Annotated in this window: 16 protein-coding genes; 9 read left to right on the top strand and 7 right to left on the bottom strand. The window is 63.6% G+C overall.

Going from position 1 to position 16,164, the window contains the following annotated elements:
• Positions 1-39: 39 nt before the first annotated feature.
• The 5 genes from GTP44_RS03090 to GTP44_RS03070 all read left to right on the top strand — a co-directional run bounded on the left by GTP44_RS03090 (position 40) and on the right by GTP44_RS03070 (position 5,658).
• On the top strand, positions 40-1,749 hold the full coding sequence (locus GTP44_RS03090; protein WP_229256749.1) for a PAS domain-containing hybrid sensor histidine kinase/response regulator: 1,710 nt from the start codon (positions 40-42) through the stop codon (positions 1,747-1,749).
• Positions 1,750-1,825: 76 nt separating this feature from the next.
• Positions 1,826-2,233: a DUF2141 domain-containing protein gene (locus GTP44_RS03085; protein WP_161018277.1), complete on the top strand. Its 408-nt coding sequence runs from the start codon at positions 1,826-1,828 to the stop codon at positions 2,231-2,233.
• Between the two features lie 10 nt (positions 2,234-2,243).
• Complete coding sequence (locus GTP44_RS03080; RefSeq protein WP_161018276.1) at positions 2,244-3,713, top strand: carotenoid oxygenase family protein; 1,470 nt, start codon at positions 2,244-2,246, stop codon at positions 3,711-3,713.
• Positions 3,710-4,876, top strand: a complete 1,167-nt coding sequence (locus tag GTP44_RS03075; protein ID WP_161018275.1) for a sensor histidine kinase — start codon at positions 3,710-3,712, stop codon at positions 4,874-4,876. The genes GTP44_RS03080 and GTP44_RS03075 overlap by 4 nt, the downstream gene beginning before the upstream one ends.
• 20 nt (positions 4,877-4,896) lie before the next feature.
• Entirely contained in the window at positions 4,897-5,658 is a 762-nt protein-coding gene (locus GTP44_RS03070; RefSeq protein ID WP_229256776.1) for a LytR/AlgR family response regulator transcription factor, read from the top strand.
• A 17-nt stretch (positions 5,659-5,675) separates the two neighbouring features.
• On the opposite strand, the gene purT is transcribed toward GTP44_RS03070, so the two are convergent.
• Together purT and GTP44_RS03060 are read right to left on the bottom strand one after the other, a co-directional pair.
• Positions 5,676-6,887: a formate-dependent phosphoribosylglycinamide formyltransferase gene (gene purT, locus GTP44_RS03065; protein WP_161018274.1), complete on the bottom strand. Its 1,212-nt coding sequence runs from the start codon at positions 6,885-6,887 to the stop codon at positions 5,676-5,678.
• Between the two features lie 16 nt (positions 6,888-6,903).
• Positions 6,904-7,668, bottom strand: coding sequence for a DUF481 domain-containing protein (locus GTP44_RS03060; RefSeq protein ID WP_160991254.1), 765 nt, complete (start codon positions 7,666-7,668; stop codon positions 6,904-6,906).
• Between the two features lie 177 nt (positions 7,669-7,845).
• Here GTP44_RS03060 and GTP44_RS03055 point away from each other — a divergent pair, with 177 nt between their 5' ends.
• Positions 7,846-8,166: a DUF4124 domain-containing protein gene (locus GTP44_RS03055; RefSeq protein ID WP_229256542.1), complete on the top strand. Its 321-nt coding sequence runs from the start codon at positions 7,846-7,848 to the stop codon at positions 8,164-8,166.
• Here the strand turns inward: GTP44_RS03055 and GTP44_RS03050 are convergent.
• Entirely contained in the window at positions 8,153-9,052 is a 900-nt protein-coding gene (locus GTP44_RS03050; RefSeq protein ID WP_161018273.1) for a LysR family transcriptional regulator, read from the bottom strand. The genes GTP44_RS03055 and GTP44_RS03050 overlap by 14 nt on opposite strands.
• A 90-nt stretch (positions 9,053-9,142) precedes the next feature.
• On the opposite strand from GTP44_RS03050, the gene GTP44_RS03045 reads away from it, so the two are divergent.
• On the top strand, positions 9,143-10,114 hold the full coding sequence (locus GTP44_RS03045; RefSeq protein WP_161018272.1) for an NAD(P)H-binding protein: 972 nt from the start codon (positions 9,143-9,145) through the stop codon (positions 10,112-10,114).
• Here the strand turns inward: GTP44_RS03045 and GTP44_RS03040 are convergent.
• Positions 10,076-10,426 (bottom strand): DUF3325 domain-containing protein, encoded by a 351-nt coding sequence (locus tag GTP44_RS03040; RefSeq protein WP_161018271.1) that lies wholly within the window; start codon positions 10,424-10,426, stop codon positions 10,076-10,078. The genes GTP44_RS03045 and GTP44_RS03040 overlap by 39 nt on opposite strands.
• A 102-nt stretch (positions 10,427-10,528) precedes the next feature.
• Complete coding sequence (locus tag GTP44_RS03035) at positions 10,529-10,987, bottom strand: Lrp/AsnC family transcriptional regulator (RefSeq protein ID WP_161018270.1); 459 nt, start codon at positions 10,985-10,987, stop codon at positions 10,529-10,531.
• A gap of 118 nt (positions 10,988-11,105) precedes the next feature.
• Here GTP44_RS03035 and GTP44_RS03030 point away from each other — a divergent pair, with 118 nt between their 5' ends.
• Positions 11,106-11,390 carry a hypothetical protein gene (locus GTP44_RS03030; RefSeq protein WP_161018269.1) on the top strand — a complete coding sequence of 95 codons (285 nt, stop codon included), beginning with the start codon at positions 11,106-11,108 and terminating at the stop codon, positions 11,388-11,390.
• Here GTP44_RS03030 and GTP44_RS03025 read toward each other — a convergent pair.
• The gene (locus GTP44_RS03025) at positions 11,375-12,673 is read right to left on the bottom strand and encodes an NCS2 family permease (protein ID WP_161018268.1); all 1,299 of its coding nucleotides are present in this window, start codon (positions 12,671-12,673) and stop codon (positions 11,375-11,377) included. The genes GTP44_RS03030 and GTP44_RS03025 overlap by 16 nt on opposite strands.
• Before the next feature lie 151 nt (positions 12,674-12,824).
• Here GTP44_RS03025 and GTP44_RS03020 point away from each other — a divergent pair, with 151 nt between their 5' ends.
• Complete coding sequence (locus GTP44_RS03020) at positions 12,825-13,463, top strand: FABP family protein (protein WP_161018267.1); 639 nt, start codon at positions 12,825-12,827, stop codon at positions 13,461-13,463.
• On the opposite strand, the gene GTP44_RS03015 is transcribed toward GTP44_RS03020, so the two are convergent.
• Positions 13,460-16,153, bottom strand: coding sequence for a sensor domain-containing diguanylate cyclase (locus GTP44_RS03015; protein WP_161018266.1), 2,694 nt, complete (start codon positions 16,151-16,153; stop codon positions 13,460-13,462). The genes GTP44_RS03020 and GTP44_RS03015 overlap by 4 nt on opposite strands.
• Positions 16,154-16,164 lie beyond the last annotated feature (11 nt).

Below are 16,164 nucleotides of genomic sequence, written 5' to 3'. Positions count from 1 at the left end.
CGGGTTATATTTTCTCATTCTGTTCACAGCGAGTTAACCTTGTCTCTGCCTTCCAACGATACCGTGATCGTTGCCGTGTCGGTGGTCTTCGCCGCGCTGGTCGGCCTGCTGTCCCTGATGAGCAACGCCCGTCAGAAAGCCGGTCGCGAAGAGGCGCAGCAGCGTGTCGAGGAAAGTCGGCGGCGCGCCCGCGTGCTGGCCGATACCTTGCCGCTGCTGATCGCTTACCTGGACCATGAATTGCGCTACCGTTTCGTTAACGCCTATTATCGCAGCCAATTCGGGTTTGATACCGAGTCGATGTTGGGGAAAACCGTCAGCGAGGTGTTTGGCCCTCAAGCCGATCCGTGGTTGGACGAGTTGCGTTCAGCGCTGGCCGGCCGTCGCTTGCAGTTCGAACGCGACTTTCCCGGCGCCGAGGGTGTGCGTCACTTCCTGGTCGATCTGGTGCCGGACATGGCGCAGGATGGCAAGGTGATAGGCTTCTACCTGACCGCCATGAACATCACGGACCGCAAGCAGAACGAGCAACGTGCGGAAGCCGCCAGCCGCGCCAAGAGCGAGTTTGTCGCCAATATGAGTCACGAAATCCGCACGCCGATGAACGCGGTGCTGGGCGTGGCCTACTTGCTGGAAAATACCCCTTTGACTCAAACGCAGAAGGAATATGTGGGCATGATACGTTCATCCGGCCAGGGCCTGTTGGGCATCCTGAATGATGTACTGGACTTTTCCAAGATCGAGGCCGGACGCATGGAATTGGCGCCGCGGACCTTCATGTTGGCCGAGGTGCTGGACGCGGTGTCCAACGTGATGACGGTACACGCGAATTCCCGTGGCATCACGCTCGATGTCGGCGCCGATGACGGCGTGCCGGCGGTGCTGGTGGGCGACGCGATGCGGCTGCAGCAGATTCTGATTAATCTGGTGGGCAACGCGGTCAAGTTCACGGAGCATGGCAGCGTGAGGTTGCGCGTGCAACTGGATGGCGCGGTGCAGCGCGGGATGGCGCGTGTGCGCTTTGCGGTGCGCGACACCGGCATCGGCATGGACGCGGTGCAGCAGGCGCGCTTGTTCTCGGCGTTTCATCAGGCCGACGCCTCGACCACGCGCCGCTTCGGCGGCACCGGCCTGGGGCTGGCGATCTGCCGGCGCCTGGCGGAGTTGATGGGCGGTGGCATCACGGTGTGCAGCACGCCTGGCGCGGGTAGCGAGTTTGTAGTCACGCTGCCGTTGGCGGTGGCCGAGGAAGGCGCTGAAGTGGAGCATCCGGCCTTCCAGCAATCGACCGCCGAGGGTTGGGTGATGTCGGCGCCGGTGGTCGAGGCGCCTCCGCCAGTGCAGGCGACGCCACGCCTGCAAGGACTGCGTCTGCTGCTGGTCGAGGACCACCCGTTGAATCAGGTGGTGGCGCGCGGCATGCTGGAGCACGCGGGGGCGCTGGTGGACATGGCCGAAAACGGTCAATTGGCGGTGGAGCGCCTGCGCGAGCGCGCCAGCGACTACGATATTGTGCTGATGGACGTGCAGATGCCGGTGATGGATGGCTACGAGGCCACGCGCCAGATCCGCCATGCGCTGGGTCTCACACTGCCGGTGCTGGCCATGACGGCGGGCGTGATGAAATCCGAACAGGATCAGTGCATGGCGGCCGGCATGAACGACTTTATCGCCAAACCGCTGGACGTGGAGCAGATGCTGGACATCATTTCGCGCCACTGGGATGCACTTCGCGCCGGCCAGCGGTAGTTGGTCGCACGGCGGCCCGGCGGCCCTGGCGCCTGGATAAAGTGGCATCACACTTTCATCCACCCAGGAGCACACCATGTACCGTTTGATCATCGCCTTGCTGTTTGCCGCCGCCTTGCCATCCCACGCCGCCGACCTGACTATCCGTGTTGACGGTGTGGCCAGCGTGGATGGCGACGTCAAGGTGGCTATCTACAACTCGGCCGAGACCTTCCTCGCCAAGCCGGTGGGCGCCACCGCCGCGCCGGCGCGCCAGGGCACGGTGGAGCTGAAGGTGTCTGACTTGCCGGCCGGTGACTATGCTTTCGCGGTCTACCACGATGCCAACAACAACGGCAAAATGGACCTCAATATGATGGGCATTCCCACCGAGGACTATGGTTTCAGCAATAACGCCATGGGCAAGCGTGGTGCGCCGCGCTACGAGGACGCGCGCATCGTGCTGCCGGAAGCCGGCGCCACCGCCACCGTCAACCTGCGCTGAGGTGACCGTCATGAGCAATCGCCGTCAATTCCTGAGCGTTGCGGCACTGGGCCTCGCGTCCACCTCCGCGCTGGCCGACAACCTGACTTACCAGAGTTTTCACGCCGCGCTGGAGTGCAACGCGCGTCTGCTGACGTATGCCGATCATACCGGCGACGTGGCCGGCGAGGCCACCGTGCTGGGCCATCTGCCCAAGGACCTGAATGGCGTTTTTTACCGCAACGGGCCGGGACGCTTTGAACTGGGGGGCGAACGTTATCACCACTGGTTCGATGGCGACGGCTTTGCGCAGCGCTGGCAGATCCGCGACGGCAAGGTAAGCCACATCGGCCGCTTCGTCGTCACGCAAAAGTTTATTGAAGAGAGCAATGCCGGAAAATTTCTGTATCCAGCCTTTGGCACTTATATAGACCGCAAGGGCGTCAAGAATAATGACGCGATCAATGTCGCGAACACCAACCTGCTGCCGCTGGATGGCCGCGTTTATGCGCTGTGGGAAGGCGGCTCGGCCACCGAGTTGGACCCGGACACCCTGGCCATCCGAGGCATCAAGACCTGGCGCAAGGACCTGAAGGCGATGCCGTTTTCGGCCCATCCCAAGATGGACCCGGATGGCGGCCTGTGGAACTTCGGCAGCGCGCCGGGTGCGAACCAGTTGATCATCTACCGCCTCAACGCACAGGGCGAGGTCACGCGCACCGCCGGGCTGCCCGTGCCGCAATTGAATATGGTCCACGACTTTGTGGTCAGCGGCCGTCATCTGATTTTCCTGGTCTCGCCGTATGATCTGGGCTCGGAACCGGACACCAGTTTCGCGGATCGCCTGCACTGGGCGGGGGATCGTCGTCCGCTGCGCGCGGTGGTGATTTCCAAGGACACGCTGGCGCTGCGCCAGGTCTTTGAATTGCCGGCGCGTTCGGTTTTTCATCTGGGGAATGCCTACGAGGACGGCGCCTGCACGCGGCTGGACGCGGTCCTGCATGAAGGCGACGCCTTGCGCAAAGTCGGCTTGCCAATGCGCGGCGCCGCCCGCATGGTGGCCGATAATCCCGCCAGCACGGTGCAGATCACGCTCGATTACGCCAGTGGCGTGGCGCGTGAAGCGCGGTTGTTCGGCGTGAGCGAATTCCCGCGCGTGATGCCGCAGGTGGTCTCGGCGCGCCATCGCAAGCTGCTGGTGCTGGGCGCCAGCGGACGCGAACTGATACTCGATAGCGTGAATCTGATCGACACCGACACCGGCAAGGTCGATGGCTACGCCTTCGGCACCGGCTGGCAGGTCGAGGAGCATGTGCTGGTGCCGCGTCGCGGCGCGCGTTCGGAGACCGATGGCTATGTGGTCGGCGTGGCGCAAGACACGCGCCGCGCTCAGAGCGTGCTGACGGTGTTTGATGCGCACAACATCAAGGCCGGCCCATTGGCGTTGGCGCGGCTGCCTTATCGCGCGCCGGTTTGCTTTCATGGTAACTTTCAAGCATGACTGAACAAAATTGCGCGCCTCAGCGGGCGCACCCGCTGGAACTGATCCCGTTTTTCCGCCGCTGGCCGCAAGCGTGGCCGCACGACATCCTGTACACCGTGATCTGGAGCTGCCTCATGGCGCTGCCGTTCACCGGCATGTCGATGCTGTTCGGACCAGAGAGCCTCCCGGTGACTGAACATCTATGGCCGATATTGATCATGTCCTTGCTGATCGGCGCCATGATCCACGGTGGCTTGGTCGTCGCGAACCACTTGCTGAGCGGTTGGCCGAGCCGCGCGCGCGGGCTGCCGCGTCTCCTGTTCAGCATGACGTTGATGAGCATCAGTGTGCTGTTTGGCATCAGCGTGGGTAACCTGATCTGGAAGGGCGTTGATCCGATCAAGGTGCTTAAGCATCCGGGAATACTGATGCAGGCACTGATTGTTGCGGCCATCGTGGCGTTCCTGATGTACCTGGTGCGCAAAGCCGCAGAGCGGCGCGCCGCGCTGGCCGTGGCCGAAGCACAGCAGAAGGAGTTCGCCGCCGCCAGCGCGCGCATGTTGGCCGAGGCGCGGCTGCGGGCCTTGCAGGCGCAGATCGAGCCGCACTTCCTGTATAACACGCTGGCCAATGTGGTCAGTCTGATCGGCCCACAGCCGGCCAGGGCGCAGAACATGCTGGAGCGCTTCATCGATTATCTGCGCGCCAGCCTGGCGGCGAGCCGCAGCGACGAAGTGACGCTCGCCTCGGAGTCGACACTGATCGCCGCTTATCTGGACGTGCTGGCGGTGCGCATGGGCGAGCGCCTGCGCTATCGCATCGACGTGCCGGATGAGTTGCGCCATTTTCGCATTGCGCCGATGCTGCTCCAGCCGGTGGTGGAAAACGCCATCGCACATGGCCTTGAACCGAAGGTGGAAGGAGGTGAGATCGTCGTCAGCGCCCGCATCGAAGGCGAGCATGTGGCGGTGCGCATCAGCGACACCGGCGCTGGCCTGAACGAGAACGCGCCGCGCAAGCCTGGCGGCGGCGTGGGGCTGAGCAATCTGCGCGAGCGCTTGCGCAGTTTATACGGCCCTTCCGCCAAGGTAGAATTATTAGAAAATAACCCCTGCGGCATGACGGTTCGCCTGATGCTGCCTTTGAATGCGAGTCCAACATCGATACCGTCCGTGCCCTGATCGCAGATGATGAAGCCCATCTGCGCGAATACCTTGAAAGCCAGCTGAAAACCGTTTGGCCGGAGTTGCGCGTGGTCGCCCGCGCCGCCAACGGCCTTGAAGCGCTGCGCATGATCGATGATGAGGCGCCGGAGGTGGCATTCCTCGATATCCGCATGCCCGGCCTGACCGGTCTTGATGTCGCCGCCAAATTGGTCGATAGTCCGAAGCCGCCGCATATCGTCTTCGTCACCGCGTATGACCAGTACGCGGTCGAAGCGTTCGAGCATGCGGCGGTGGATTACTTGCTGAAACCAGCGAATCTGGAACGGCTGGAGAAGACTGTCGCGAAACTGAAGGCACGGTTGAAGCCTGCGGCGGGCGAGGGCGCCGTGCCGGCGGCCGCATTACAGGCGTTGCTGGCGCAACTGGCGGGCGGCGCGGCCATTGCCGCTCCCGCGCCGGCCCCGGTGTCGGCGCCATTGCAGTGGATACGCGCCACGCACGGCGACGAAACACGGCTGATTCCGATCGATGACGTGATCTACTTCCAGAGTAATGACAAGTACACCAGCGTGTTCGTGGAGGACGGCGAGAGTCTGATCCGCACGCCGATCAGCAAGCTGCGCGAGCAGCTCGATGAACAGCGGTTCTGGCAGATACACCGCAGTGTGATCGTCGCCGCCCGCCACGTGGCCGGCACGAAGCAGGATTTTCGCGGGCGCTTGATGGTGCAGCTGAAGGGCCGCCCGGAACAACTGGTCGTCAGCCGTAACTACGTCGACCTGTTCCGGGGGATGTGACGCGGAGGTAAATCCGCTTACTTGACGATGACCGGCTTGACCTTGGACGCCGCCAGCTTGGCGTTCACCCGGGCGGTGTCGACATCGTCGGCGGTCGTCAGCGCCACGCCCATGCGGCGGCGGGCGAACGATTCGGGCTTGCCGAACAGGCGGATATCGGTATTCGGCACGCGCAGCGCGTCGGCCACACCTTCAAAGGCGATGCCCGCCGCTTCGTGCTGGCCGTAGATGACCGCCGAAGCACCCGGCGCCTTCAGCGCCACATTGACCGGCAGGCCGAGAATCGCCTTGGCGTGCAGTTCGAATTCGCTTTGCGCCTGGGTGGCCATGGTCACCATGCCGGTATCGTGCGGGCGCGGGCTCACTTCCGAGAACCAGACCATATCGTCCTTGACGAACAGCTCCACGCCGAACAGCCCCAGGCCGCCAAGGTCACCGGTGACTTTGCCGGCGATGTCGCGCGCGCGTTCCAGCGCCACCGGGTCCATGCGGCACGGCTGCCAAGATTCCACGTAGTCGCCTTGCACCTGAACGTGACCGATAGGATCGCAGAACTGCGTAATGACCTTGCCGTCCTCGCCCAGCGAACGCACGGTCAGCAGGGTGATTTCGTAGTCGAAATCGATGAAGCCTTCGACGATCACGCGGCCCGAGTCAACACGGCTGCCGGCGGCGGCGTAGTCCCATGCCGCTTTCACATCGGCGGCGGAATCCACTTTCGACTGACCTTTGCCCGACGACGACATCACCGGTTTCACCACGCACGGGAAACCGACAGCGGCGGCGCCGGCTTCCAGTTCTTCCAGACTGCTGGCGAAGTGGTATGGCGAGGTGGCCAGGCCGAGCGTTTCGGCGGCCAGGCGGCGGATGCCTTCGCGGTTCATGGTCAGCTGCGCGGCGCGCGCGGTCGGGATGCAGGTGATCTTGCCGGCGGCTTCCAGTTCCGCCAGTTTGTCGGTGGCGATGGCTTCGATCTCCGGCACCACCAGGTCCGGCTTTTCCTGTGCGATCAGCGCGGCCAGCGCGTCGCCGTCGGTCATGTTGATGACGTGGGCGCGGTGCGCGACCTGGTGGCCGGGCGCGTTCGGGTAGCGGTCCACCGCGATCACTTCCACGCCCAGGCGCTGCAGCGCGATGATGACTTCCTTGCCGAGTTCACCGGAGCCGAGCAGCATGACTTTGGTGGCGGTTGGGGACAGGGGCGTACCGAGAGTGCGGGGTGTGTTCATTGGATCGTGGGCGAAGTTAGAAAGAATAAACCAAAGTGACCGACGTTTGCGTGTCGGTGTTCTTCTTGTCGGCGGGGACGTTGGTGTCGTTGCGGACGTTGAAGGCAGCCTTCATCTGCATGGTGCTGTTGATTTTGGTGCGGAGCGCCGTTTCCGCGATCGAGTGCGTGTTGTCGGTGCCGCGCTCGACGATCAGGTTCTGGCTGAATTGCGCGTTGTCGCTCAGTTTCCACTTCAGCAGCGCCGCGCCGCGGATGGTGCCGCCGGTTTCCACGGTTTGCACATTGTTTTCGGTGCGCACGCCGCGGAAGTAGCCAGGACCGATTTCCACGTCCAGCGTGTGGGTGTCCGACTGGTAGGTCTGGGTGCCATAACCGATGCCGATGGTCGAATAGCGGGTGTAGGCGCCGAAGCGGTCGTCGACATGGGTGGCGAGTGCGAACAGCTTGTCGTGGTCATCGCTCAGCAGCTTGTAGCCGGCTTTGGCCGACGCCGAGTAGCGCTGCGCCGAGCGCTCGCGTACCTTGTCGCCGTCGGCGTTGGTGACTTCCTCGTCCTTGAAGTAGCCAGCGAGGACGTATTCATTGCTCCACTTCGCCGTTTCATGTTTGGCGTCGATCTTGCCGGTCACCGAGGTGCCGACTGTGTTGCCGGAGGTGGAAATGGCGCCCAATTCGGCGGACGTGTTCCAGCCGTTGGCGTTGACTGGGTCTAGCGAATCTGCCGCTGCTGCGTAGCTGTGGCCTGCCGCCAGCGCGGTAACGATAAGGAGAGATTTCATAGGCAGATGGAGCGATGCCGCACGACGACACCGCGTATCACGATACGGAAAGAAGGAGTTATTGTACCCGACATAGAGTGAGAATGAGTGAGAATGCCGCACTTTGGCGTGTGCGACCGTACAGACCGCGCCTGTGACAAGTGGCACGATGGAGGCTCTTGTCGGAGGTGCATGATCATGAAACTTATCCTGTGCGCGGTACTGGCCGCGATGACTGGCGTGGCCGGCGCCACGGTCAACAAATGCGTGGACGCCGATGGCCAGGTGACGCTGACAGATACCGCGTGTCCGCAGGGCAGCCGCGCGGAGGCGTATGTGGAGCAGACCACGCTGCCGGCGACAGTATCGCCGGCGCCGCGCAGCCGTTGGGCCGATTTGCCGCGTCCTGCGGCGCGCAAGAGCGTCAGCACGGACGTCGCCACCTTGCAAATGGCGCGCCAAGCCTTGCTGCTGCGCGACGAAGAGGACAAGCAGCGGCGCCTGCTCAGCTCCCGCTGATGTAGTCGTCCAGTCCCGCCGCCAGCGCGGTGTAGACGGCCGCGCAGGCGGGATTGCTGCGCAGGTTTTCGTGCATGGCGAGCCAGGTGTCGAGGGCGATGTTGAGCAGGTCGGGCGCGATGCGCACCAGTTCCGGATTGCGTTGCGCCAGACGCACCTGACAAATGCCGATGCCGAGCCCCGCGCGGATCGACGCCAGGTGGACCAGGTCACTATCGCTGCGGATCGCGTAGGCGCTGGCCGATAAATCGCCGAGCAGCGGTTGCAGCTTGCGGGTGAAGGCGTTCTCCTTGTCGATGCCGATCAGCGTGTGCCGCGCCAGTTGCTCCCAGGTGTGCGGTGTGCCGTGGCGCGCCAGATAATCACGTCTTGCATGGAATCCCAGCTCGATATCGCCGATGCGGCGTGCCACCAGCACGTCCTGCTCCGGGCGCTGCATGCGCACGGCGATGTCGGCATCCCGCCGCAGCAGGTTCTCGATGCGGTTGGAGACCGCCAGTTCAATCGTGATGCCGGGATGCCGGTCGCGTAGCCAGGCCAGTATCGGCGGCAGCACTTCCACGCTCACCACTTCGCTGGCGGTGACGCGCACCACCCCGTTGATCTGCGTATCTTCATGGCCCATGCCGGAGGCGGCGCGCAGCAGCGCGGCGGAGGTGGAGGCGAGTGTTTCCGCATAGGGTTGCAGCGCGTGGGCGGCATCGGTCGCAAGGAATCCGGCCTGGGAGCGGATGAATAGCGACAAACCAAGCGCTTGTTCCAGCGCCTCGATATGGCGGCCGACCGTTGGCTGCGTCAGGCCGAGCGAGCGCGCCGCGCCGGAAAGTGAGCCTTCCCGCAGCACGGCGAGGAATGATCGGTAGAGGTCCCAGTTTGGTTCGGTCATGCGAAATTGTATAGCGGCTATGCAGTTTTCGGTAATTTTCTTTTAGCTGTCGGTCCGGCACACTGCTTCCATCAACTTCAAGGAGCGGACATGGAACAAACAGCATTGGTATTGGGTGCGACGGGCGGCGTGGGCGGCGAGGTGGCGCGTCTGCTGGTGGCGCGGGGCTGGCGCGTGAAGGCGCTGCATCGCGGGCAGCGGCGCGGTGATGGCCTGGACTGGATCGTTGGCGACGCGATGAATCGCGACGACGTGCTGCGGGCGGCGCATGGCGTGCAACTGATCGTGCATGCGGTGAATCCGCCGGGCTATCGCAACTGGGGCAAGCTGGTGCTGCCGATGCTGGACAACACCATCGCAGCGGCGCGTGCGTCAGGCGCCCGCATTCTGTTGCCGGGTACCGTCTACAACTACGGGCCGGATGTCTTTCCGTTTATCGCCGAAGATGCGCCGCAGCGGCCCGTCACGCGCAAGGGGGCGATTCGGGTGGAGATGGAGCGCCGGCTGAAGGATTGCGGATTGCCGGTGCTGATCGTCCGTTGCGGCGATTTTTTTGGGCCGAGGGCCGGCAATAGCTGGTTTGCGCAGGGGCTGGTCAAGCCTGGCAAGCCGGTGACGTCGATCAGTAATCCGGGTGCGCCGGGAATTGGTCATCAGTGGGCGTATCTGCCCGATGTGGCGGAAACGATGGTGCGACTGGTGGAGCGCGGTGACGTGTTGCCGGTATTCGCCAGGTACGCGATGCAAGGATATTGGGATGCGGACGGCTTGCAGATGACGGGTGCGATTGCGCGGGTGGTGGGCAAGCCGGAACTGCGCGCTGGCGCCTTCCCGTGGTGGCTGACGACGGTGGCGGCACCGTTCGTGACCGTGTTCCGCGAACTGCGCGAGATGCGCTATCTGTGGCGCCAGCCGGTACGGCTGTCGAATGCACGCTTGTTGGCAGTACTGGGCAGCGAACCGCATACGCCGCTGGACGAGGCGGTGCAGCGGACGCTCGAAGGACTGGGGTGCCTGCGGCCGTCAGTTGAGCGCGAGGCCGGCCAGGCCCGTGAGGCTTAGCGCTCCGGCACTTGCGGCCAGCGGTGCGACGCGGCGCGGCCAGTAGGGTAGCATCACGGCGGCCAGCAGCGCGCCGACGGTCAGCATGCCGGCCCATGCGACGAAGCCGGCGCCGGCGCTCCACAATGCCACGCACGGCGCAATCGCCAACGCCAGCATGGCCGTGCCGGCGGTCCGCAGCAGGTGGCGCTTGCGCACTGGCGCGTCGTCGCCATATGCCTGGCGGTGGTGGCGGTCGATCGCCAGTGACAGCGCGGCCATGCCGGCAAAGCACAATCCCAGCGCGCTTAAAAAGTTGATGGCATAACTCATAATTCAGCGTTCCCTGATGATCGCCATTCTGTCATGGCTTGAGAATGAGATTCATTCGCGTTGATTCTACAGCAGGCATGCAGTGGCCGCAAGAAACCATCGTCAGGGTTCGACCGAGTGGGCGCGCTTCAGGCAGCGCAGCACGAAGGTGGAGCGGCTATGTTTGAGGCCCGGCAGTTTGTAGAGTTTTTTGCGCAGGAATTCCTCGTAGCCGGCGGTGCCGGCCACCGCCACCTTGATCAGGTAATCGTAATCGCCGGTGAGCAGGTAGGCCTCCATTACCTCCGGCAGCTTGGCCAGCGCTTCGCCGAATTTCTCGAAGATGTCGTCGTCGTGGCGGTCCAGCGTCACTTCGATGATCACGGTGTCCGGATAGCCGAGCCCCGTTTGGCTGACCAGCGCCGTGTAGCCTTCGATCATGCCGCCTTCCTCCAGTGCGCGCACACGGTTCCAGCATGGCGTGGTGGAGAGGCCGACTTTCTCGGCCAGCTTGGTGTTACTCAGGCGGCCGTCTTTGCGCAATTCGCGCAGGATACGGCGATCCAGTTCGTCGATTTCCATAGGGTTAAGGAGAGATATTCCAGATATTTTTATTAATGCAGGATATTCTACTATGAATTGGCGAAATTCCCGTTAATACAGGAAGCCTATTTTTCGTGTTTCTGGCTATGCTAGCAGCATGGACACCACTCAAAAAAGCTACCGTTTCTGCATCGAGCCGGATGCCGCTATCGCCACACTGGAGGCTGCGTTGCAGGTCGTGCGCCGTTTGGATATTGAGCTGCGCGCGCTGCGCACCACCGCCACGCCGTATGGTGTGGAGGTGCAAATGCGGCTGTCGGCGCCGGAGGAAGATATTCTGACGTTATGCCGCATGCGGCTGCATAACCTGATCGGCGTGCTGCCGATCCGCGAGATGCCGACGCTGGTGGTCAACAACGGCCTGCGTCAGGCGGCGACGTAGCTGTATTTGATCAGGAAGACGATGGCGATCATCCACACCACCGGCTTGACCTGGCGCGCCTGGCCTGTCAGCAGCTTGAGTCCGGCGTAGGTGATGAAGCCGAAGGCGATGCCGTGCGCGATGGAGTAGGTGAAGGGGATCACCAGCGCGGTGATCGCGGCGGGCACGCTTTCGGTGGTGTCGCTCCAGTCGACGTCAATCAGGTCGCGCAGCATCAGGCAGGCGACGAACAGCAGCGCCGGCGCCGTGGCGTAGGCCGGCACCACGCCGGCAATCGGCGCGAAGAACAGGGCGGCCAGGAACAGCGCGGCCACCACCAGCGCCGTGAGGCCGGTGCGGCCGCCGGCCTGCACGCCCGCCGCGCTTTCCAGATAGGCGGTGGTGCTCGACGTACCCAGCACCGAGCCGGCGACGATGGCGCAGCTGTCGGCCAGCAGGGCCTTGTTGAGCCGCTGCATGCGGCCATTCACCAGCAGGCCGGCGCGCGACGCGACGCCCATCAGCGTGCCGGTGGCGTCGAACAGTTCGACCAGGAAGAACACCAGCACCACGTTGAACAGGCCCATATGCACCGCGCCGCTCAGGTCCAGCTGGAGCAGCGTCGGCGTGATCGACGGCGGCAGCGAGACAAAGCCGTGGAAGGTATTCCCGCCGAAGAAGAAGCTCAGCGCCGTTACCGCGACGATGCCGATCAACAGCGCGCCCGGCACCTTCAGCCGGTCCAGTGTGACGATCAGCATGAAGCCGAAGATCGCCATGATGGTGTGCGGGTTGTGCATGTCCCCCACGCGCACCAGCGTTTCCGGACTGGCGACCACGAGGCCGGCGCTCTTCATGGCGATCAGCGCCAGGAACAGCCCCAGGCCCACGGTAATCGCCACCCGCAGAGAATGCGGTATGCCGTTGACGATATGCTCGCGCACCTTGAACACGCTGACCACAATGAACAGGCAGCCGGAGATGAACACCGCGCCCAATGCGGTCTGCCACGGCACGCCCATGCCCAGCACCACGGCATAGGCGAAGTAGGCGTTGAGTCCCATGCCGGGCGCCATGCCAATCGGGTAGTTGGCGTACACGCCCATGATGATGGTGCCCAGCGCCGCGGCGAGGCAGGTGGCGACGAAGACGGCGTCTTTCGGCACGCCGGCCTCGCCGAGAATGGCGGGATTGACGAAGATGATGTAGGCCATCGTCAGGAAGGTGGTCACCCCGGCGACGACCTCTGTGCGGACGTTCGTGCCGTGCTCCGAGAGCTTGAAGTAGTGATTAAGTGACGGCATGGGCGCGCTCCTGCGAATACATCGAGGCCGAAGAATATCATGGATGACCAGGATCGCCAGCGCTGCCGCGGCCACAAAAATATATGGTGACGCAAAAAGCGCCCTTATAATATGGCACCCTAATTATGGCACCTTATTCACAGGATCAGGCATGACCGAGTTTTCCAGCGATATCTACACCGAACCGCATCCCATCGATGTCAATACCCTCAACAACCTTGGCCCGCTGGCGCCGATGGCCGGCATCTGGAAAGGTGAACGCGGCCTGGATATCAAGCCGAAGGCCGATGGCGCGCGCAAGCAGGCCTACGTTGAGCGTATCGAACTGTATCCGATCGACCCGGTGACAAATGGCCCGCAGCTGTTCTACGGCCTGCGCTACCTGATCATCGTGAACAAGCCGGATAACGTCAAGACCTATCACGAGCAGGTTGGCTACTGGCTGTGGGAGCCGAAAACCAAGACCGTGATCCAGACGCTGGGCATACCGCGCGGCCAGATTGCCATGGCGTCCGCCGTGGTGGCGCCGGACGCCAAGGAGTTTGAGCTGGTGGCGCGACTGGAGTCCGATACCTACGGTATCCGTTCCAACCCGTTCCTGGAGTTCGGCTTCAAGACCACCGAGTACCGCATCAAGGTCACCATCAATGATGACGGCACCTGGGGATACGAGGAGGATACCGTGATGCTGCTGCGCGGCGAGGAAGAATTCCATCACCGCGACCGCAATATCCTGCGCCGCGTGGCCGATCCGGTGCCGAATCCGCTGGCCAGCGGCGTGCCGGCTTAATCGGCGATCACGTATTGATCGCGGCCATTGCGCTTGGCCGCATATAGCGCGCCATCGGCGCGCGCCACCAGTTGCGCCGCCGATTCAGCGCCGCCATCGTGCAGGGCGATGCCCATGCTGGTGGTGACGCGCAGTGTTTGTTCCTGCAGCGTGAAAGGCGGCCGCACGGCTGCGGCGATCTTGTCCGCCAGCCGCGCCGCTTCCTCGGCATTCGGCACCTGTTCGAAGACGATGACGAATTCATCGCCGGCCAGTCGCGCCACCGTGTCGGAGGCGCGCACGCTGGCAGTCAGGCGCGCGGCAAACTCCTTTAGCACCTGATCGCCGGCGCCGTGGCCGCGCGTGTCGTTGATCTCCTTGAAGCAGTCGATATCCAGATAGGCCAGCGCCAGCTGCTTGTAGCCGCGTCCCGCGCGCATGATCGCCACGTGCAGCACTTCCTCGAACATCAGCCGGTTGGCGATGCCGGTCAGGCTGTCGGTGCGCGCCAGTTGGTTTAGCCGTTCCTCGATCTCCTTCATGCGCGTGGTGTCGTGCGTCAGCGAGTAGATACCCAGTACATCGCCGTCCGGCCCCAGTTCGGGCACGAAGGTCGTCTCCAGCGTGCGCATGCTATCGCCGACGCGCGCGCTCAGTTCATAGGTCACCATCTCGCCGCGGTAGGCGCGGTCCAGGTACGGCTCCGCCGTGTAGTAGTGGTCCGCGCCGACGCCTGTGACCACGTGGTGACCAATCAACGGTTGCGGAGCGAGGCCGAACCAGTGCTGGAAGGTCGCGTTCAGGAACTGGAACTTGCGCTCGCGGTCCAGATAGGCGATCAGCACCGGCAGGTTGTCGGTCAGCAGCTTGAGGCGCTTTTCGCTGGCGGCTTGCCGTAGCTCGGCGTTTTTGCGCTCGGTGATATCCAGCGCCATCATGTAGAAACCACAGACGGTGCCATCGGCGCCGATATCCGGCACCAGGTCGCCCATCATCTGGTACATGGCGCCATTGTGTATGCCTTCGCGTTCGTAGTGCACGCGCTGGCCGCGCAATGCGGCCTGGCTGTGCTGCGCCAGGCTGCCGGCAAACCCGGGACCCAACACTTCGAACACGGTCTTGCCCTGCATCTTGCGCGGATCGTGTCCCAGCAGCGTGCGGAAATGCTCGTTGCTGAAGCGGTAGCGCAGGTCGCGGTCGATGTAGGCGATCAAGGCCGGAACGGCGTCGGCGACGGTGCGCAGGCGTCTTTCGCTGTCGGCGATCTGGCGTTCGTACAGGACCCGCTCGGTGATGTCATGCAGGAAGGCGGTGACATGGTGGGCGCCGTCGTGGCGCAGGGCGCCAAGCGACAGTTCGACTGGAATCTCGTGGCCGTCCTTGTGCATGGCGCTCATGCGCACGCGGGAATTGATCATCTGGGAGGCGCCGCCGCGTGCGAAGTACAGCATGCCGGTGCGGTGGGCATGGCGCTGGGATGGCGGCACGATCAGATCGGCGATGTCGCGGCCGAGCGCTTCCTCGCGCGCGTAGCCGAAGGTGTGTTCGGCGGCGCCATTCCATTTGGTGACAATGCCGCTGTTATCGCAACTAACGAAGGGATCGGGCGCGTACTCCAGAATGCTGCTGATCAGGGATTCGCTGTCGCGGATGGCCTTCTGGGCGCTTTCGCGCTCGGCCATCAGCTCATGAAAGGCGTTACTCAATTCGCCGATTTCGTCGGCGCGGTGTAGTTGCAGCGCACCGATGCCGGCGGCGCCGGCGCGGATGGCGCTGATATTGCGGTGCAGCCGGTCGAATGGCCGCAGCAGCGTGCGGATTGCCAGCCAGGCCACCAGGCCGGCGACGGCGGCAAAGAGGGCGGCGGCCAGCATGGCGTGCCTGCGCATCTGGATCATCGGCGCGAAGGCCTCGTCCACCGGGAAGCGCGCGCCGATGATCCAGTCGGCCTGCCGCAGATGCTTGTAGGCGTAAATGCCTTCGCTGCCATCCTGGTTGACGGCCTCGGTCCAGCCCTCGAAGCCGCGCAGCGCCATGTCGGTGGCGCGGTCGTGGTCACCATGGGCGTTGATGTGCTCCAGCAGCCGTTTCTGGTCCGGATGATGCAGCAGAATGCCATCTTTGGTCATGATAAACATGAAGCCAGTCTTGCCAGGCTTTTGTACCGCAATCTGTTCGAGCAGGGCGGCGTTGGTCAGGCCGATGCTGCCGCCCAGTAGCATGGCGGTGTGGCCGCGCGCATCCGGCACTGGCTGAAGGATGGTGATCGACGGCTGACCGGTCAATATACTGGTATCGGGCGGCGCGATGGTGGCGTTGCCGCTGGCCAGCGCGTTTTCGAGCAAGGCGCGGCGGCGCGGATTGATCGCCGGCGTCGCTTCGGCGCGGTCGCCTTGCGTATGCAGCAGCGTGCCGTGGCGGGTGAAAACGTGCAGACTGTCGAACGCGCCGCGTGCCACCGGATGGCGCGCGACAAAGGCTTGCAACACCGCTGGATCTTCGCCGGCGCCGAACGGGATAGTGTCGGCCAGGCTGGCCAGCAGTGTCTTGTGCGCCGCCAGTTGCGCGTCAACCTGCGCGGCGGCGGCGGACAGCTGCGCGTACTGCTGGTTGCCGATGACGGCGCGCATGTCGCGTTCCGCCAGCAGCAGCGCGGCCAGCGTGACCACCAGCGTGGCGGTCAGAACCAGCATCACCACAACGGCGGTCATGCGAAATTTGA

The sequence above is a fragment of the Duganella lactea genome (assembly GCF_009857505.1).
Classification (GTDB): Bacteria; Pseudomonadota; Gammaproteobacteria; order Burkholderiales; family Burkholderiaceae_D; genus Rugamonas; species Rugamonas lactea.
This window is presented reverse-complemented; position numbering and strand designations above follow the sequence as displayed.

Excerpts from the sequence above, each read along its gene's own strand:
- GTP44_RS03045 (WP_161018272.1), top strand. The coding sequence starts at position 9,143 with ATGGAACAAACAGCATTGGTATTGGGTGCGACGGGCGGCGTGGGCGGC.
- GTP44_RS03030 (WP_161018269.1), top strand. The coding sequence starts at position 11,106 with ATGGACACCACTCAAAAAAGCTACCGTTTCTGCATCGAGCCGGATGCC.
- GTP44_RS03015 (WP_161018266.1), bottom strand. The coding sequence starts at position 16,153 with ATGACCGCCGTTGTGGTGATGCTGGTTCTGACCGCCACGCTGGTGGTC.
- GTP44_RS03020 (WP_161018267.1), top strand. The coding sequence starts at position 12,825 with ATGACCGAGTTTTCCAGCGATATCTACACCGAACCGCATCCCATCGAT.
- GTP44_RS03025 (WP_161018268.1), bottom strand. The coding sequence starts at position 12,673 with ATGCCGTCACTTAATCACTACTTCAAGCTCTCGGAGCACGGCACGAAC.
- GTP44_RS03075 (WP_161018275.1), top strand. The coding sequence starts at position 3,710 with ATGACTGAACAAAATTGCGCGCCTCAGCGGGCGCACCCGCTGGAACTG.
- GTP44_RS03060 (WP_160991254.1), bottom strand. The coding sequence starts at position 7,668 with ATGAAATCTCTCCTTATCGTTACCGCGCTGGCGGCAGGCCACAGCTAC.
- GTP44_RS03035 (WP_161018270.1), bottom strand. The coding sequence starts at position 10,987 with ATGGAAATCGACGAACTGGATCGCCGTATCCTGCGCGAATTGCGCAAA.
- GTP44_RS03085 (WP_161018277.1), top strand. The coding sequence starts at position 1,826 with ATGTACCGTTTGATCATCGCCTTGCTGTTTGCCGCCGCCTTGCCATCC.
- GTP44_RS03050 (WP_161018273.1), bottom strand. The coding sequence starts at position 9,052 with ATGACCGAACCAAACTGGGACCTCTACCGATCATTCCTCGCCGTGCTG.
- GTP44_RS03080 (WP_161018276.1), top strand. The coding sequence starts at position 2,244 with ATGAGCAATCGCCGTCAATTCCTGAGCGTTGCGGCACTGGGCCTCGCG.
- purT (WP_161018274.1), bottom strand. The coding sequence starts at position 6,887 with ATGAACACACCCCGCACTCTCGGTACGCCCCTGTCCCCAACCGCCACC.
- GTP44_RS03040 (WP_161018271.1), bottom strand. The coding sequence starts at position 10,426 with ATGAGTTATGCCATCAACTTTTTAAGCGCGCTGGGATTGTGCTTTGCC.
- GTP44_RS03055 (WP_229256542.1), top strand. The coding sequence starts at position 7,846 with ATGAAACTTATCCTGTGCGCGGTACTGGCCGCGATGACTGGCGTGGCC.